Here is a 16,832-nt window from a genome sequence, read left to right as displayed (position 1 = left end):
TTTAGACAAATGTTAAACAAAGTTATTGTAAGTAGTGAGGAGTGGTGCACGCTCCCATCTCTCGGAATTCCCACGATCAAAGCGCGAGTAGATTCCGGAGCTAAAACCTCTGCCCTACATGCAGTTAATATCGCTCCATTCGAAAAAAATGGGGAAAACTGGGTGAAGTTTGATGTCAATCCCATTCAGAACAACGTCAAAACGGCCTTGCATTGCGAAGCTAGAATGATCGACAAAAGGATTGTAAAAAGTTCTAGTGGCTATCGAGAACTGCGCTATGTGATACAAACAGAGCTTGATTTGGGCGGTACACAATGGGAAATTGAACTTACCTTAACCAACCGGGATTCGATGGGATATCGTATGTTACTCGGTCGTGAAGCGATGAGTGGACGTGTGTTGGTCGATCCTGAAAAACACTTTTTATTAGGTCAACCTACCCCAGAAAAGATCAAGGAATACTATTATACCAATGTCACTGAAAAAAAGGGTTTACGAATAGGTTTATTAGCCAGTAATCCCGATTTATACAGCAACAAACGCATCATGGAAGCCGGTGAAGCCCGAGGACATGAAATGCATTTTCTCAATTTAAAATACTGTTATATGAAACTCGATGCTAATCAGCCCGAGATTCACTATAGAGGCGGAAGAGTATTGAATGATTTTGATGCAGTAATTCCTCGTATCAGACCTAGCATGACTTATTATGGCTGTGCTTTGACTCGTCATTTCGAATCGCTAAAGGTTTTTAGTTTAAACAACGCCGCTGCCATTACACAATCGCGTGATAAATTGTATTCCCTACAATTGTTACTCAATAATGGCGTTGATATTCCTACGACCGGTTTTGCCAATTCACCCTTAGACACCAACGATTTGATCAAAATGGTTGGCGGCTCTCCTCTAATTGTAAAACTCTTAGAAGGAACTCAAGGAAAAGGTGTCGTACTGGCAGAAACCAAAAAAGCAGCAGAAAGCGTTATCAATGCCTTTAAGAGTTTAAATGCCAATATCTTAGTTCAAGAATTTATCAAGGAAGCTAACGGTAAAGATATTCGTTGTTTTGTAATCGACGGTAAAGTGGTTGCTGCAATTCAAAGAGAAGCCTTACCTGGAGAATTTAGAGCCAATATCCACTTGGGCGGAACAGCATCGATCATCAAGGTTACTGCTGAAGAAAAAAAGATCGCTATTAAGGCCGCTAAGGCAATGAATTTAAAAGTAGCAGGTGTAGACATCATCCGTTCTTCAAAAGGCCCCCTACTCCTTGAGGTGAACTCCTCACCGGGACTAGAAGGTATTGAAGGAGCTACCAATAAAGATATAGCCGGAGAAATGATCAAAGCTATTGAGAAAAATTTTAAATGGTAAATACAGTTGTATTTGTTATATATATATAGAGAGAGGCTGCCTACTAGGGCAGCCTCTTTTATTCTATGGCGCAAATTCAAAAGAATTTTAATGAAACTCTTTTAGAACCGCTGCCCTGATTTAACTAAACCCAATGGTTGATTGGATTAAAGTCATTTAAAACCCAGACAACAATCAATACCCGATAAAATCGGTATTCAGCTTTTTTATTTTAAACTGTGTTGAATTCGAATGGCCTCAGCCAAGTGATTCCTCAACATATCCAGGGTTTTGTAAGACCATAGTTTCAGTTCGCTATCTTTGGTTTCCTGATACACCCTAAACCAACGATCTATAGCGTCATTATGTTCTTTCATAATAAGTTTCACATACTTCTGATCAAAATTCTTCGCCCCTTCTTTTCCCAAGCGTTCTACCGATTTCTTCTTATCAGCAGGAAGCACTTCGGCTATGGATACACTTTGTGCTTTCGCATAGGTCATTAAATCATCCTGAGACTCTAAATAATCTTTCTCTATGGTTTTTGCCAAAGCAATTATTTCTGGATTGGTGGATTTCTTAATCGCAAGCTGATTGATTCCAAGCTGAAAAGCATAATAACCCGATTCCTGTTGCAAGAGTTCCGCAATGTTTTCTATATAGGGCGCCTTATTAGCTGTCGCTTTGCTTTGCAGTTCCAAATCCGCAGCACCTGAAGTGCTTTGATCTTTTTTGCAAGAATTAAAACCAAACGAACTCAATATCGATAAACTCAACAGCACTTTTGCTATCCAATTGGTATTTGTCATTTTAAATATTTTATTATTTCGGCATAAAAGTAACAATTTACTGTATACGACTGTCATTTCATTCTATTATTTAATACATAATCACAATAAAAAAGCGAATAACACAAAGTAAATTAATAATGAAATGCTATGTAAAATCATTAAAAAGCAATAAATTGGTGCTTTAATAAACCCCCATTAAACTATGAATCCTTCAACCACGGGCTGGATCAAAAAGTATTTTGAAAAAAATCATGACTATCATATTTTCAAGGATTCCAACCTTGAAAAAGTATATCGAAAAGCTCGTGAGATCGGTTTCGCATACGGATATATCGACGCAAATATCTTTGGTAATTCGGCATTAAATCTCGCCTTAACACAAGAAGAACTGTCTAAAATTTGCATGTTACAAATGCTTGAAAAAGCCTATTACTACAGACGAAAAATATACAACCACCACAAGTTTGTCAGCGAGCTTTTAGACTTCTACCAGCTTTTGACTCCTCGTAAAAAAACCTATGTGGAACGGGTTTTGGGTTCGAAAAACGCTTTTGATCAATTGGAACGCGTTTTTAAATACCGTTGGAGTGTGAATCTTTTTAGTCCGGTAAAAAATCACGGTTTTATCTTAAATAATATTTTGCTGCTAGCAGATCTTTTAGCCTTTGATCGCTATTTGGTGACCCGTGAAAATCCAAAAGAATTTTCCAATCACTTTATAGAACTGCTGATCAATATCGTTTTGGAAATTAAAAACCAAAAAGTCGATAAAAACGAAAATGATATTTTACTGATCAAGTATTTACAAAAAACACTAACCCCTACCAAAAGCAACAATACAGCAAATCCGGAGTCGACAAAGGCAAAAATCACCCATTTTAGAGAAATGGAAAAAAAGTTTCTATCTGATTTTATCGTTATCAATAGCTGGGACAACGATTCCAAAAGAGTTAAAGAACTCAACTTGGATTTTCTAAATTCCTATAATTTAACTTTGGAGTCGACCTACTTTATTAAAAGCCAAAAACATTTTTATGCCTTTTTAGAAAAACATCAGTTTGATTATTATTTCTTTAAATCGTCTAATCTGTTTAATAATTTAGTAAAAACAACGAGTAGCAATGTAGAACTACTGCTGATTAGAAACAAAAAGCGACTGATTAAAGAAATTTACAAAAACGGTCATTTGATGAATCTCTTGTTGGACTCCACCAAAAGAGAACTCAATAGTCAAGAGAAAAAAATGGTCAAAAAACAACTGTTAGAAATTTGTAAGACCATTCCTTCTTTAACTATATTTTTATTGCCTGGCGGCAGTTTGGTATTACCAATTATACTGAAGTTTATTCCGCAATTGCTGCCTTCTTCGTTTAATGAGAACCTCTAAAACTAGTTATTGAACTTTAGCTGATACACTTCATCCAATTCTTGATTACTGGTCAGATTAACCTCTAAATCTGTTACATATCCAGAATTTAAACCGTAGGCCCAACCGTGTATACTTAATTCTTGCCCGCTTTTCCACGCTGCTTGAACAATGGATGTTTTACCCAAATCAAACACCTGCTCTTTTACATTGAGTTCAACAAAACGATTAAAACGCTCTGTCTCATCTTGAATAGCATCCAGTTCTCTATTGTGTAAACGGTAAACGGTTTTAATGTGTCTGATCCAGTTATCGATAATACCTACAGAATCATTTTTCATCGCAGCTTGCACACCACCACATCCGTAATGACCACAAACAATGATGTTTTTTACCTTCAGTATGTTTACCGCATAATCCAATACACTCAACATATTCATATCGGAATGGATTACCATGTTGGCAATATTCCTATGTACAAAAACATCGCCGGGTTCGGCGCCGATAATCTCATTAGCGGGTACACGACTGTCTGAACAACCAATCCACAAGATTGGAGGCGTTTGTTTCTCGGATAATCTTTTAAAATAATTCGGGTTGATAGCCAACTTTTGCTCTACCCATTCCTTATTATTTTCTAGAATCTTCTTATATAAATCGGTATGTTCCAAAATTTCTTATTTTAATTATATCGCAAAAAGCTCCTTAACAAATTCTACTTCTCCTGTTTCTACTTTATAAAACGCCCCAACCAAACCGATCTCGCCTTGGTCAAACATGTTTTTCAACACCTCACTGCGTTCTAAAACGTGATCTAAGGTGAAGATAACGTTTTCAAAAGAAACTTGATCTATCGTAGATTGAGCAGTTAAATCTGCCGTAGGTTTATCGTGAACCACAGCGTCTATCGCCGTTTGAACTTTTGACAAAAGCCCTGTTAAATGACCTAATTCAGTACCGTGACAAGCGCCTTTAATAGCACCGCAATTGGAGTGTCCTAAAACAACAATCAGTTTAGATCCCGCCAATTTACAAGCAAATTCCATCGAACCGATAATATCATCATTCAATACATTTCCCGCTATACGCGCACTAAAAATATCACCCAAGCCTTGATCAAAGATCAATTCTGCCGAGGTTCTACTATCGATACAACTTAAAATAATGGCAAAGGGAAATTGTGTTTCCTTGGTCTCATTGACCTGTTCCAACAAATTGCTGTGGGCTTTAAGATTTTCCACAAATCGTTGATTTCCCTCTTTTAAAAAGCTCAAAGCCAATTGTGGAGTCAGTGAGGCTTGATCTTTAGAATTGTGTAATCGCATATTCAGTGAGTTTGGAACACTATAAATTTTAGTGGTTCCCTATATTAATGACTGCAAATTTAGGAAAAAAAAGATTAACAGTCCTTTTTAATGGCTTTTATTGAAAACTAGTTCTACAGCATTCGCTCCTCGATCGATTCCCAAATTGAGACTTCAGCACGAGTTTCTTTTTGTACCAAGCTGTAAACCCCAAACCACAACTCCTGCATTAGCAATTCCGACTCCAAGCGTTAACACAACTATAAATTCTAGATAAGAAGCGATAAAATCAAAATATGTTTAGTAAATTTGCACTCACATTGGGAGGAAAAATTTGAACTGATTGCAACCTCGGTAAAAAAATGCTAAAGCAGAAAATCTCCTTTAGCCATTTTTCTCTATTAATTTTAAAAAAATTAAACGTTATGGCTTATTACTTTACGTCAGAATCTGTTAGTGAAGGACATCCTGACAAAATCGCAGATCAAATTTCTGACGCTTTAATCGACAACTTTTTAGCTTTTGACCCTGAATCTAAGGTAGCTTGTGAAACTCTAGTAACTACGGGACAGGTAATTTTAGCAGGAGAAGTTAAATCCAAAGTATATTTAGATGTTCAAAACATCGCAAGAGACGTAATCCGAAAGATCGGATATACCAAAAGTGAGTATATGTTTGACGCGAATTCATGTGGAATCCTATCAGCTATACACGAACAATCCGACGACATCAATCAAGGTGTTGATCGCGCTTCTAAAGAAGAGCAAGGTGCAGGAGATCAAGGAATGATGTTTGGTTATGCAACCAACGAAACCGAAGACTTAATGCCTTTAGCCCTTGACTTATCCCATAAAATTTTACAAGAACTTGCTACAATACGCAGGGAGGCGACTGAAATTGCATACCTAAGACCTGACGCAAAAAGCCAGGTTACCTTAGAATACAACGACGACAATACACCGAGTAGAGTGGTTACTATTGTAATTTCAACGCAACACGACGATTTTATCAAACCTGCAAACGACAGTAAAGAAGCTAAAGTAGCAGCGGAATTGGCCATGCAACAACGCATTGAAAGTGATCTTCGCGATATATTAATCCCTAGATTACTAGCCAAACATCCACAATATTTACATTTGTTTCAAGATGTAGAATACTTGATCAATCCTACTGGTGTTTTTGTAATCGGAGGACCTCATGGAGACACTGGTTTGACAGGAAGAAAAATCATTGTAGATACTTATGGCGGTAAAGGCGCACACGGTGGTGGTGCATTTTCTGGAAAAGACCCGAGTAAAGTAGACCGTAGTGCCGCTTATGCTACTCGTCATATAGCTAAAAATCTCGTTGCTGCAGGTGTAGCAGACGAAGTTTTGGTGCAAGTATCCTACGCAATCGGTGTTGCCCGACCTATGGGAGTATACATCAGCACTTATGGAACATCTAAACTAGCGATAAACGACGGAGCTATCGCAGCTAAAATAACAGAGTTATTTGACCTACGTCCCTATTTTATAGAGAAAAACTTAAAGCTAAGAAATCCTATATATAGCGAAACTGCTGCTTATGGTCATATGGGCAGAAAACCACAGACGGTAACCAAATCCTTTAAAAGCCCAAGCGGCGAGATAAAAGAGTTGGAAGTAGAATTGTTTACTTGGGAAAAATTAGATCGTGTAGACGATATTAAAAAAGCATTCGGTTTATAATAAAAAAGTCCAACGATAAGTTGGACTTTTTTTTATCTATTCTTATTTATACCCAACGATGGGTATATCAAAAATAAAAGGCTTGTCTGATGACAAGCCTTTTGTTTTTTTAATAGTATAGGTAAATACCGTATCGCTACTTTACTAACAATATATTAGTTTTGATAAGCACACTAAGCATTTACTATTACAACGATCAATCCGTGTAAACTGACTTCATACAAATCGAAGCTTTCGTAAGGCAAACAGTCTAGATCTGTTACGACTTTACGTCTAATGCTCGTCTTCTGGTTCTACAACATCGGTATTTTCTAGGTCAAGGTGTAACGACAGCTGAACTTTCTCAACAGAGTTACGATACATTTTAAGAATGGTACCGCTGTAACAATCCAAATCGATAGAGTCATTTTCCTTTAACTCAGTATCGTAGTACACTTGTGCAATCAAACCTGCTAAAGTATCGTAATGCTCTCCTTCTTCAAACTTATAAGGCAACATACGATTGATATCAGATAAGTTATAATGCGCATTTACGTTATAAACCCCCTCAGATACCCGAGTTACTATAGGTTCCTCGTTGTCATACTCATCTTGAATTTCACCAACCAATTCCTCTAAAATATCCTCCATACTGATAATTCCAGAAAACTCTCCAACTTCATTGGTTACCACAGCCATTTGGACGTGCTTTTTCTGAAACTGTTTCAGGACGTTTTTAATCAATGCCCCCTCCGAAATAAATATCGGTTGACGCAATAGTGATTCGATACTGGTATCTTCTGGTGTGCTCAGTAATTTTTTAATCAAATCTTTAGTATATACGATACCTTTGATGTTGTCCAAAGAATCTTCGTATACAGGATAACGCGAATATCCTTCATTAATAGCATAATCAATCGCCTCTTTTACTGAAGTTTTGATTTCTATTGCTGAAACATTTTTACGTAAAGTCTGTATATTAAGTACCCTTCTGTCGTCAAAATCAAAAACATTTTGAATCAAAAGGCGCTCGGTCTCTTCAATAGCTCCACCCTCCTGACTTTGAGTGATAATCATCTTAAGTTCTTCTTCTGAGTGAATATCACTACCGTGTATCGGCTTAATACCAATCATTCTAAGTATAGCATTGGCCAATCCATTCATCAACCAAATAACCGGTCTAAAAATAAAATAGAATATTTTTAAAGGCCAAGCCAACGCAAAGGTTGTTTTGGCAGGAAAATGTATAGCAATAGATTTTGGCGCTAATTCTCCAAAAACGATGTGCAATATGGTAATAATAAGGAAAGCTATAGGGAAAGACACACTTCTAGCAATTTCTGCCCATTGTTCACCTTCTAATCCAAACAATCCGAAGGCTCCCATAATGACAGGCGTAAGAGAACTTTCTCCGACCCACCCTAATCCTAGAGATGCTAAGGTAATACCCAGCTGTGTAGCCGCTAAATAAGCATCGAGGTTATCGACGATACTTTTAGCTACTTCTGCTACTTTGGCATTAATATCTTGATTGGCTTGAATTTGTGACGAACGTACTTTAACAATAGCAAATTCTGCTGCTACGAAAAAACCGTTTAAAAATACTAGAAAAAGCGTCAACAGTAATTTACCTGCTGAAATCTCTTCGGTGACATTGCCCGCTACTAGGAACAATGTCATAATCTGGGGGTATGTGTCCATTTTATGAATTTAAAGGAACAGACTTCGAATAACCGTTTTTATAAGTCTGCAAATTTATTATACTAAAATATGAAATTTTATTCAATTCTAAGCCTTAATAAATTTAAGTAAAAGTACTAAATTTTTAGTTCCGTTTACATGAAGTGCTTATTAAATATTTTGAATTGATTTTGAGCCCAAAAGTTTCCCTCTGCAAGGACACTCCTCGACAGACATAAACCCTGCGCGATTTAATCTATTTCACTGTTTTCTCATTAGAGAATCGATTCAATACCTTTCATTGATTTCACTAATTTAAAAAAATACACTGAAACAACCAACCTTTTGGATTTTTTTAAAACTAAAAAGGCGTCTAAAATAAATTAGACGCCTTTTTTATAAGCTTTAAAATGATTTTCTATTTAAGAAACCTCTTCAAGACTTTCTCTGTGTAATCTTTCGATTTCTTCTTTATCCTTTTTCGGCATGGTATCTACTAATACTGGTGTCGCCAAGAACAATGACGAATATGTACCAACAATAATACCTACCAACATCGCGAAGATAAATCCTCTAATAGAATCACCACCAAAGATAAACATGATAAACAATACCATGATTAACGTCAATGAAGTATTAATTGTTCTTGATAAAGTAGTATTTACGGAGTCGTTAACAATTTGGTTAAAATTACCTTTTGTCTTACCACCGATAAACTCTCTTACCCTGTCAAATACAATTACCGTATCATTCATCGAATAACCGATTACCGTAAGAATTGCAGCGATAAAATGCTGATCAATTTCCATGTGGAACGGCATAAATTTGTATAGTAAAGAGTACATACCCAATACAAATACGATATCATGCGCAACAGAAACAATAGCTCCCAATGAATACTGCCATTTACGGAATGAAATCAATAGGTATAAGAATACCACTACCATCGAACCAATTACTGCCCAATATGCATTTGTTTTCACATCCTTAGCCATACTTGGGCCAATTTTAGAAGCTTGTATAATACCTACTGATTTACCCTCAGTAGCATTAACAAATTCTTCATAAGTAATTCCATTGAAATACTTTTTCAATCCGTTGTAAAGTTTTTCGTTTACTTCTTGATCTACTTGAGCACCTTCATCGTCTACTCTATATTTTGTCGTTAATTTCAACTGGCTCTTGTTTCCAAAAACTTTAGCTTCAACGTTAACTCCAAATATCTCACCTAACTCCTCAGAAACTTGACTGGCTTCAACCGGTTTTTCAAATTTAACTTGGAAAGTTCTACCTCCAACAAAATCCGTTCCTTGATCAAAACCATTTACAAAGAATGATGCAACACTTACAATTACAATTACAGCAGATAGACCATAGGTATATTTTTTAACTCCTAAGAAATCAAAGTTGAAATTGGTAAACCAATTTTTAGTGATCGAAGTACAGAAATTTAATTTTCTACCTTTTTCAGCATCTTTATCCATAAACATTCTCGCGATGAAAATAGAAGTAAATAAAGAAGTAACGATACCAATCAATAAAGTTGTAGCAAAACCTTTAATCGGTCCTGAACCGAATACGAATAAGATCAAACCAGTTAGAATGTGTGTTACGTTGGCATCAATGATTGAACGCATAGCACCAGTCCAGCTGTAAGATTCTTTAATCGATTCTACTAATGATTTACCTTGACGCAAGCCTTCTTTAGCTCTTTCGAAGATAATGATATTCGCATCTACCGCAGTACCCATGGTTAAAACGATACCAGCAATACCAGGCAATGTCAATACAGCACCTAAACTAGAAAGGATACCAAATAAGAACAACAAGTTCAAAATTAAAGCAACGTTGGCATACCAACCCGCTTTACCGTAATAGAATACCATCCACATGGTCACCATCAACAAACCTAAGATTGAAGACATCATACCTGCATCAATAGCAGCTTGTCCCAAAGATGGACCAACAATTTCGGATTGTACAATATCCGCAGAAGCTGGAAGTTTACCTGCTCTTAAGATATTGGCTAAATCTTTCGTATCAGAAACGGTAAAATCACCAGTGATTACTGAATTCCCTCCAGAAATAGCTCCTGTAGTTACTCCCGGTGCAGAATACACCATATTATCCAGAACGATAGCAATATTAGATTGCTCAGTAAATGCTTTTCCAGTTAATGCTTCCCAAGCTTTAGCACCTTTAGGGCTCATTTGCATAGAAACAGATGGGCGACCAAATTGATCAAATTCATCTTTAGCAGAAGTAATCACACTACCACTCAATGGAGGAACTCCATCTCTGTTTGTTTTAAGCGCATAAAGCTCTACTAAATCTGGAGTTTTTCTATTAGGTTTACCCCAAGTAAAACGAGCATAACGTTGGTCAGCAGTTAAAAGAGAACGAATATCAGCACGTTTTAAATACGCATTGATTTTCATGGTGTCTTTAGTTTGGAAAAATCCTAAGATTGGACTTCCAGCTTGACTTCCCATAACCATATAATCCAATAGTGGATTTACTTCTTTTTTAGCTGTAGAATCCTTAGATACTCCAGTTAACAATTTATCGATATCTGAACCCTCCGTTTTTGTAGAATCTTTCTCTACAGCTGGAGTTTCAACTTTTGACTTTTCAGTAGTTTTTAAAACTTCGTTAGCCGCCATCAGGAAGCTTCCCATTTCATCTACTTTGTAAGTTTCCCAAAATTCTAATTGGGCAGTACTTTGCAATAGATTTTTAATTCTATCTACATCTTTAGCACCTGGCAACTCCACTAATATTCTTCCAGAATCTCCCATCATCTGAATATTAGGCTGAGCTACACCAAACTTGTCAATACGCTCTCTAAAAACTCTATATGCACTTTCAATAGATTCTTTAACTTTACGATCAAGTACTGTTTTTACTTGATTGTCTGTCATGTCAATCGTAATTTCACTTAAATTACGGTTGGCAAAGATCTCTGGTGAAGACAATTTCACGGAACCTTTAGACTCTTTGTCAAAAGCAGCGTAAAAAGCATTTAAATAAGTTTGGTTTCCTTCTCTGTTTGCATCAGCTTCTGTTAAAGCTTTATTAAAAACAGCATTTTTTGAATGATTTGCCAATCCTTTCAAAATGTCTTTGATAGAAATTTGAAGTGTCACATTGATACCTCCTTCTAAGTCGAGACCTTTATTGATTTGTTTGGCTCTCACTTCATTAAAAGTATGTCCTAGGAAGACCTTATCATTACCGATTGAATCAAGATATTGCATTTCCTTTTCTGAATTCCCTCCAGCAAAGCTTTTTGCTTTTTTCTCAAAATGACCAGTAACAAATGTGAATGAAAGTTGGTAAATACTTACCAATGCAAATATTATTGCAAAAAATTTAACGAGTCCTTTATTCTGCATTATTACTAAAATTAATTATTTCTAATTTTTAAAAACGAGCAAATATATGATATACACAATGATTAAGCAATTTATTTCTGATTAATATCCAAAAAAAAACCACCCTTTAGGGTAGTTTTTTCTATAAAATAAAGCTATTATTATTCTAAAATATTTCTTAAATCTAAATTCATCGTTCGGATGGCCTCCGCACTTTTATCAAATTTAGCTTGTTCGTCGGCATTTAATTCCAATTTAACAATTTCCTCTACGCCATTTTTACCTATAATACAAGGTACTCCCAAGCAGATTTCGGATTGCCCGTACTCGCCTTCCAACCAAACGGAACACGGGATCATACGGCGTCGATCATGTAAGATACTGTCTACTAAAAACGCTACTGATGCTCCAGGAGCATACCAAGCTGATGTTCCTAATAAACCGGTCAATGTAGCTCCGCCGACCATGGTGTCTGCTGCAACTGTACTCAGAACTTCCTCCGATAGAAAATCACTAACCGGATTACCTACATAAGAAGCCAAGCGAGTCAATGGAATCATCGTGGTATCTCCATGCCCACCGATAACCATTCCCTGTACATCACCAATAGGTTTATTCAATGCTTTGGACAAGTAATACTTAAATCGAGAACTATCCAATGCACCACCCATACCTATAACCTTGTTTTTAGGCAATTTTGTAGCCTTTAAAGCCAAATAGGTCATTGTATCCATAGGATTAGACACCACCACTAAAACAGCCTTAGGAGAGTGTTTTAGCAAGTTTTCCGAAACGCTTTTTACAATATCTGCATTGATTCCTATCAATTCTTCGCGAGTCATACCCGGTTTACGTGGAACCCCTGAGGTAATAACTACTACATCACTATTTGCCGTTTGGGTGTAATCATCTGTAACCCCAATCACACGAGTACTAAAACCCGTAGTTGCGGCGCATTGCATAATATCCATAGCTTTACCTTCTGCAAATCCAGGCTTTCTATCTAACAAAACTACTTCACTAGCTATTCCTCTATAAGAAATGACATCGGCACATGATGCACCTACATTTCCAGCTCCAACTATCGTTACTTTCATAAATATTATTTTTGGTTTTAATCTACTGTCTAATATAGTAAATTAAAATTAAAAAAGGCCAATCTTAATAAGATTGGCCTTTTTTTATGCATCAATTTTTGCGTAAACCGCATTCTTCTCAATAAACTCTCTTCGGGGTGGTACTTCATCACCCATCAACATCGAAAACACGCGATCAGCTTCTGTCAAACTATCAATAGTTACCTTTCGCATCGTTCTGTGTTCCGGATTCATCGTCGTATCCCAAAGTTGCTCTGCATTCATCTCTCCAAGACCTTTATATCGTTGGATTGTAAATCCAGAACCCATTTTCTCAGAAATCTCATTACGTTCATCATCCGTCCAAGCATATTCTTTCTTCTGTCCTTTTTTAACTAAATATAAAGGCGGTGTAGCGATATAAACGTGTCCGTTTTCGATCAAACTTCTCATATATCTAAAGAAGAAAGTCAAAATCAAAGTAGCGATGTGGCTTCCGTCCACATCGGCATCACACATAATCACTACTTTATGGTAACGCAATTTTTCTAAGTTCAAGGCCTTACTATCTTCTTCTGTACCGATAGTAACCCCTAGAGCTGTAAATATATTTTTAATCTCTTCGTTTTCAAACACTTTGTGAATCATCGCTTTCTCGACATTCAAAATCTTACCTCTAAGCGGTAAAATCGCTTGGAAATTACGATCACGTCCTTGTTTGGCAGTTCCACCTGCCGAGTCACCCTCGACTAAGAACACTTCACATTTCGCTGGATCTTGTTCTGAACAATCGGATAGTTTTCCCGGTAATCCACCACCAGTCATGACCGTCTTACGCTGCACCATCTCTCTGGCTTTCTTAGCAGCATGACGCGCTTGAGCAGCCAGAATTACTTTTTGCACAATGATCTTAGCGTCGTTTGGATTTTCTTCCAAATAATTCTCTAACATCTCTGCAACAGCTTGACTCACTGGCGAAACCACCTCACGGTTACCCAATTTAGTTTTGGTCTGCCCTTCAAATTGAGGCTCCATAACCTTTACAGAGATAATCGCCGTTAAGCCCTCTCTAAAGTCATCACCGGTAATCTCAAATTTTAATTTATCAAGCAATCCTGAAGCATCGGCATATTTCTTTAAAGTTCTAGTCAACCCACTACGGAACCCTTGTAAATGCGTTCCTCCTTCATGTGTGTTGATATTGTTTACATACGAAAATATATTTTCAGAATAGGTATCGTTGTAAATCAAAGCCACTTCAACAGGTACATCGCCTTTATCGGTTTCCATACTGATCACATCACCAATAATAGGCACGCGATTGCCGTCTAAAAATCGGATAAATTCCTTTAATCCCTCTTTTGAATGAAAAGTTTCACCTACAAAATTCCCTTCTTTATCCGTTTCTCTTCTATCCAATAAAGTAATGGTCAAGCCTTTGTTTAAGAAAGACAACTCTCTTAAACGAGCAGCTAAAGTATCGTAAGAAAACTCTAAAGTTTGAGTAAAAATAGTACTATCCGGTCTAAACGTAACCATGGTACCGTTTTTCTCAGCCTCACCTACTTGTTTAACAGGAAAAAGCGGCTTACCCTTTGAATATTCTTGCTCGTATACTTTACCATTTCTATAAACTGTAGCTTTCAAATGTTCTGAAAGAGCATTCACACAGGATACCCCTACACCGTGAAGTCCTCCCGAAACTTTATAAGAATCTTTGTCAAATTTTCCTCCTGCACCAATCTTAGTCATAACCACCTCTAAAGCGGATACACCCTCTTTTTTGTGCATATCAACTGGAATACCACGACCGTTATCTTCAACTGTAACCGAGTTATCTTCGTTGATTATGACATGGATCAAATCACAATGTCCGGCCAAAGCCTCATCAATTGAGTTATCTACAACTTCATAAACCAAATGGTGTAATCCACGCGGTCCAACATCACCAATATACATGGATGGGCGCATTCTTACGTGCTCCATTCCTTCCAGTGCTTGAATACTGTCTGCAGAATAACTATTCTTATTTATTTCTTCGCTCATAATCAATATTCTAAAAATCGTATTTTTATGTGTAACGAGCAAATATACAATATTTTCAGCATTTTATCAATAAAATCAAAGCCTAAGTTTGAACATTCTTTGCGAATATTTTTATTTTTTTTACCTAATTATACAGTTGTTTATTCGCTCAATAAATAGTCAAATCACAGGCTTCCCATCCAATCCAAAGTTTTTATTTTTAAAAACGTTTCGCCTAAAAATAGCCGGTATAGCACCGTTTTTCAACTAAAAACTACAGTTATAAAACCATTGGCTTGCTGTGTTTATAGAATGGCGTTAAATTTCTATAAAAATACAATTGGAACTAATTTTTAAAAATTGATTCGCGCAATAATTCACGCTAATGGAATATAAAAATTAAAATACTCTTTTTGCGAAAAATCATTTAATTACAGAAACATGAATTTTTAAGTTTAATTTAACATGTATAAAAAATAATATCCCCCTTTTCTATTGCTAAAAAAGAGGGATATATCTTATTAAAATATCGAAAGTTGAAGTCAAAATTACACCGATAATCAACAAAAGTTATACGATAAAGCGAACTGGAACAGGTTTTACAACAATCCCAATTGCTCGCATAAGATCGCGTTATTTATTCCAGATGATTGATCAAAAATTCTGAGCCATTAAATACAATAGTATCATTCAACTTCTTTCCGATCAAAGCCACAGCTAATGGCGCATCTGCTGAAATACAAAGTATAGACATATCATCGATGACCAATTTCGGCAAGGCCGCTGAAATATAAAGGTAAATTGAATTAATTCTTAAAAAACTCCCCAATCCAACGGTATCGGAAATACGGCTTCCATCAATTTTAGAGAGATATGCCCTAGTTTCAATAGCTTCAGCAACCTTTTTACTTAATTTCTCTTGTTCTAGATGCATCATCGATAAAGCCGTTTCATGTTTATCACCAGCAGAACTTTTGGCGTCATTTTGAGCATCTGACGCCATTTGGGAAATCATGTCTTGAAATGCGTCGATTTTATCCGTAATGATTTCAAGATGCGTTTGAAGGAGTTTCTCTTTAATATTCATTTTGTTAAGTTTTTTCTTGATTCCATTTGGAATCACTATTGTTACAAAGTTGTTTTTCTGTTTTTTAATTATAAAAATCACTGAATTTACAGCTTGTTAAGACCTGCGAACCACAATCCCTTTCCATTATTTTTTCCGAAAAGCGAAAATCCCTATAAAACGATCTGCCGTTGCTTTAAAAATCAGAAAAAATAACTGCAATTACTGTACAGCAATCTTACACAAAAAATTTTATTGAAAGATATAAAAAATTTAATAAAATCGCATTAAGAGACTTTTTTTTATCAAAATACAAATTCGCGACTAATAAACTGAATTTATTTAGATTTCTTTCTAAAAAAGCAGGCAAAAACGGTTTAATACCTGAAAAAAAATAAATTAAATCCGTGCTATTTTCCAACATTTAGCCATTTAAAACACTTAATTGTTCAAAAAATGCTCAAAACGTCGCATTATATTTACAATGAAAGACAATATTAGTGGCCGAAATAATTTTCTAAAACACAGCTTGGTCGCTACACAATTGAGGCCTACGAATATTCTTATGATTTATCTGGAAAGACCTTTACGGAAAACCTATTTCCTTTCTTGAGTACGCCGAGTAAATAGAAATCAACTAACAACCAACAGCTCTGCAAACCCAAGATTTATCGGCTTATATATATACCTCCTAATATCCTGGCCGCCTTCAACTAATTAAATTTACACTACTACAATGGAATACAACCCTGTTAAGACTTGTACTGTAGCACACAGCACACACTGCTAATTGGGATCAACAAAGCAGCTCTTCGATTCTCTGAATGAACCCGGTTCAAATTCCAACATGGGAGACTCCTTGGAACCCGAAATAATGTAATTATTTCGCACCTAAAACGCACTAGTAACTCTTTTACTGATCAGCGTTAGGAACGATTCAAAAAGCCTCTACAACTTATGAATTTCCTGAAATCGCTTAAAAATGATTCTATTTTTTTTATCTAACCTACATACCAACAACTCCTTTCGTTTTATTATAGCTACCCTAATATAACCTATTCCATATTGTATCACAAAATTTTTAAAAAAAATTAACACTTAATTATCTA

At 36.1% G+C, this 16,832-nt stretch carries 11 protein-coding genes; 3 read left to right on the top strand and 8 right to left on the bottom strand.

Annotated elements, in window-relative coordinates; translation table 11 throughout:
* Window positions 1-9: 9 nt before the first annotated feature.
* On the top strand, window positions 10-1,374 hold the full coding sequence (gene rimK / locus L1275_RS14715; RefSeq protein WP_253475052.1) for a 30S ribosomal protein S6--L-glutamate ligase: 1,365 nt from the start codon (window positions 10-12) through the stop codon (window positions 1,372-1,374).
* Window positions 1,375-1,580: 206 nt separating this feature from the next.
* On the opposite strand, the gene L1275_RS14710 is transcribed toward rimK, so the two are convergent.
* Window positions 1,581-2,162 (bottom strand): DUF4142 domain-containing protein, encoded by a 582-nt coding sequence (locus L1275_RS14710; RefSeq protein ID WP_253475050.1) that lies wholly within the window; start codon window positions 2,160-2,162, stop codon window positions 1,581-1,583.
* Between the two features lie 184 nt (window positions 2,163-2,346).
* Here L1275_RS14710 and L1275_RS14705 point away from each other — a divergent pair, with 184 nt between their 5' ends.
* On the top strand, window positions 2,347-3,531 hold the full coding sequence (locus L1275_RS14705; protein WP_253475047.1) for an LETM1-related biofilm-associated protein: 1,185 nt from the start codon (window positions 2,347-2,349) through the stop codon (window positions 3,529-3,531).
* A gap of 2 nt (window positions 3,532-3,533) precedes the next feature.
* On the opposite strand, the gene can is transcribed toward L1275_RS14705, so the two are convergent.
* Together can and L1275_RS14695 are read right to left on the bottom strand one after the other, a co-directional pair.
* Window positions 3,534-4,181 carry a carbonate dehydratase gene (gene can / locus L1275_RS14700; protein ID WP_253475044.1) on the bottom strand — a complete coding sequence of 216 codons (648 nt, stop codon included), beginning with the start codon at window positions 4,179-4,181 and terminating at the stop codon, window positions 3,534-3,536.
* Between the two features lie 15 nt (window positions 4,182-4,196).
* Window positions 4,197-4,835 (bottom strand): carbonic anhydrase family protein, encoded by a 639-nt coding sequence (locus tag L1275_RS14695; RefSeq protein ID WP_253475042.1) that lies wholly within the window; start codon window positions 4,833-4,835, stop codon window positions 4,197-4,199.
* A 404-nt stretch (window positions 4,836-5,239) separates the two neighbouring features.
* Between L1275_RS14695 and metK the strand changes: the two genes are divergently transcribed.
* On the top strand, window positions 5,240-6,523 hold the full coding sequence (gene metK / locus L1275_RS14690; RefSeq protein ID WP_253475039.1) for a methionine adenosyltransferase: 1,284 nt from the start codon (window positions 5,240-5,242) through the stop codon (window positions 6,521-6,523).
* A 273-nt stretch (window positions 6,524-6,796) separates the two neighbouring features.
* Here metK and L1275_RS14685 read toward each other — a convergent pair whose 3' ends face one another.
* From L1275_RS14685 to L1275_RS14665, 5 genes are all read right to left on the bottom strand, one after another.
* Window positions 6,797-8,203, bottom strand: a complete 1,407-nt coding sequence (locus L1275_RS14685) for a hemolysin family protein (RefSeq protein ID WP_253475036.1) — start codon at window positions 8,201-8,203, stop codon at window positions 6,797-6,799.
* A 401-nt stretch (window positions 8,204-8,604) separates the two neighbouring features.
* Entirely contained in the window at window positions 8,605-11,577 is a 2,973-nt protein-coding gene (gene secDF, locus L1275_RS14680) for a protein translocase subunit SecDF (RefSeq protein WP_253475033.1), read from the bottom strand.
* A gap of 140 nt (window positions 11,578-11,717) precedes the next feature.
* The gene (locus L1275_RS14675; RefSeq protein WP_253475030.1) at window positions 11,718-12,653 is read right to left on the bottom strand and encodes a malate dehydrogenase; all 936 of its coding nucleotides are present in this window, start codon (window positions 12,651-12,653) and stop codon (window positions 11,718-11,720) included.
* A gap of 84 nt (window positions 12,654-12,737) precedes the next feature.
* Window positions 12,738-14,678, bottom strand: a complete 1,941-nt coding sequence (gyrB, locus tag L1275_RS14670; protein ID WP_253475027.1) for a DNA topoisomerase (ATP-hydrolyzing) subunit B — start codon at window positions 14,676-14,678, stop codon at window positions 12,738-12,740.
* Window positions 14,679-15,294: 616 nt separating this feature from the next.
* The gene (locus L1275_RS14665; RefSeq protein ID WP_253475024.1) at window positions 15,295-15,744 is read right to left on the bottom strand and encodes a GreA/GreB family elongation factor; all 450 of its coding nucleotides are present in this window, start codon (window positions 15,742-15,744) and stop codon (window positions 15,295-15,297) included.
* Window positions 15,745-16,832: the final 1,088 nt, after the last annotated feature.

This window comes from Flavobacterium sp. HSC-61S13 (assembly GCF_024171535.1).
Taxonomy (GTDB): domain Bacteria; phylum Bacteroidota; class Bacteroidia; order Flavobacteriales; family Flavobacteriaceae; genus Flavobacterium.
Note: the sequence above shows the minus strand (reverse complement) of the source record. Positions and strands in the feature narration are given on the sequence as shown.

Excerpts from the sequence above, each read along its gene's own strand:
- rimK (WP_253475052.1), top strand. The coding sequence starts at position 10 with ATGTTAAACAAAGTTATTGTAAGTAGTGAGGAGTGGTGCACGCTCCCA.
- metK (WP_253475039.1), top strand. The coding sequence starts at position 5,240 with ATGGCTTATTACTTTACGTCAGAATCTGTTAGTGAAGGACATCCTGAC.
- L1275_RS14675 (WP_253475030.1), bottom strand. The coding sequence starts at position 12,653 with ATGAAAGTAACGATAGTTGGAGCTGGAAATGTAGGTGCATCATGTGCC.
- gyrB (WP_253475027.1), bottom strand. The coding sequence starts at position 14,678 with ATGAGCGAAGAAATAAATAAGAATAGTTATTCTGCAGACAGTATTCAA.
- secDF (WP_253475033.1), bottom strand. The coding sequence starts at position 11,577 with ATGCAGAATAAAGGACTCGTTAAATTTTTTGCAATAATATTTGCATTG.
- L1275_RS14710 (WP_253475050.1), bottom strand. The coding sequence starts at position 2,162 with ATGACAAATACCAATTGGATAGCAAAAGTGCTGTTGAGTTTATCGATA.
- L1275_RS14695 (WP_253475042.1), bottom strand. The coding sequence starts at position 4,835 with ATGCGATTACACAATTCTAAAGATCAAGCCTCACTGACTCCACAATTG.
- L1275_RS14665 (WP_253475024.1), bottom strand. The coding sequence starts at position 15,744 with ATGAATATTAAAGAGAAACTCCTTCAAACGCATCTTGAAATCATTACG.
- L1275_RS14705 (WP_253475047.1), top strand. The coding sequence starts at position 2,347 with ATGAATCCTTCAACCACGGGCTGGATCAAAAAGTATTTTGAAAAAAAT.
- L1275_RS14685 (WP_253475036.1), bottom strand. The coding sequence starts at position 8,203 with ATGGACACATACCCCCAGATTATGACATTGTTCCTAGTAGCGGGCAAT.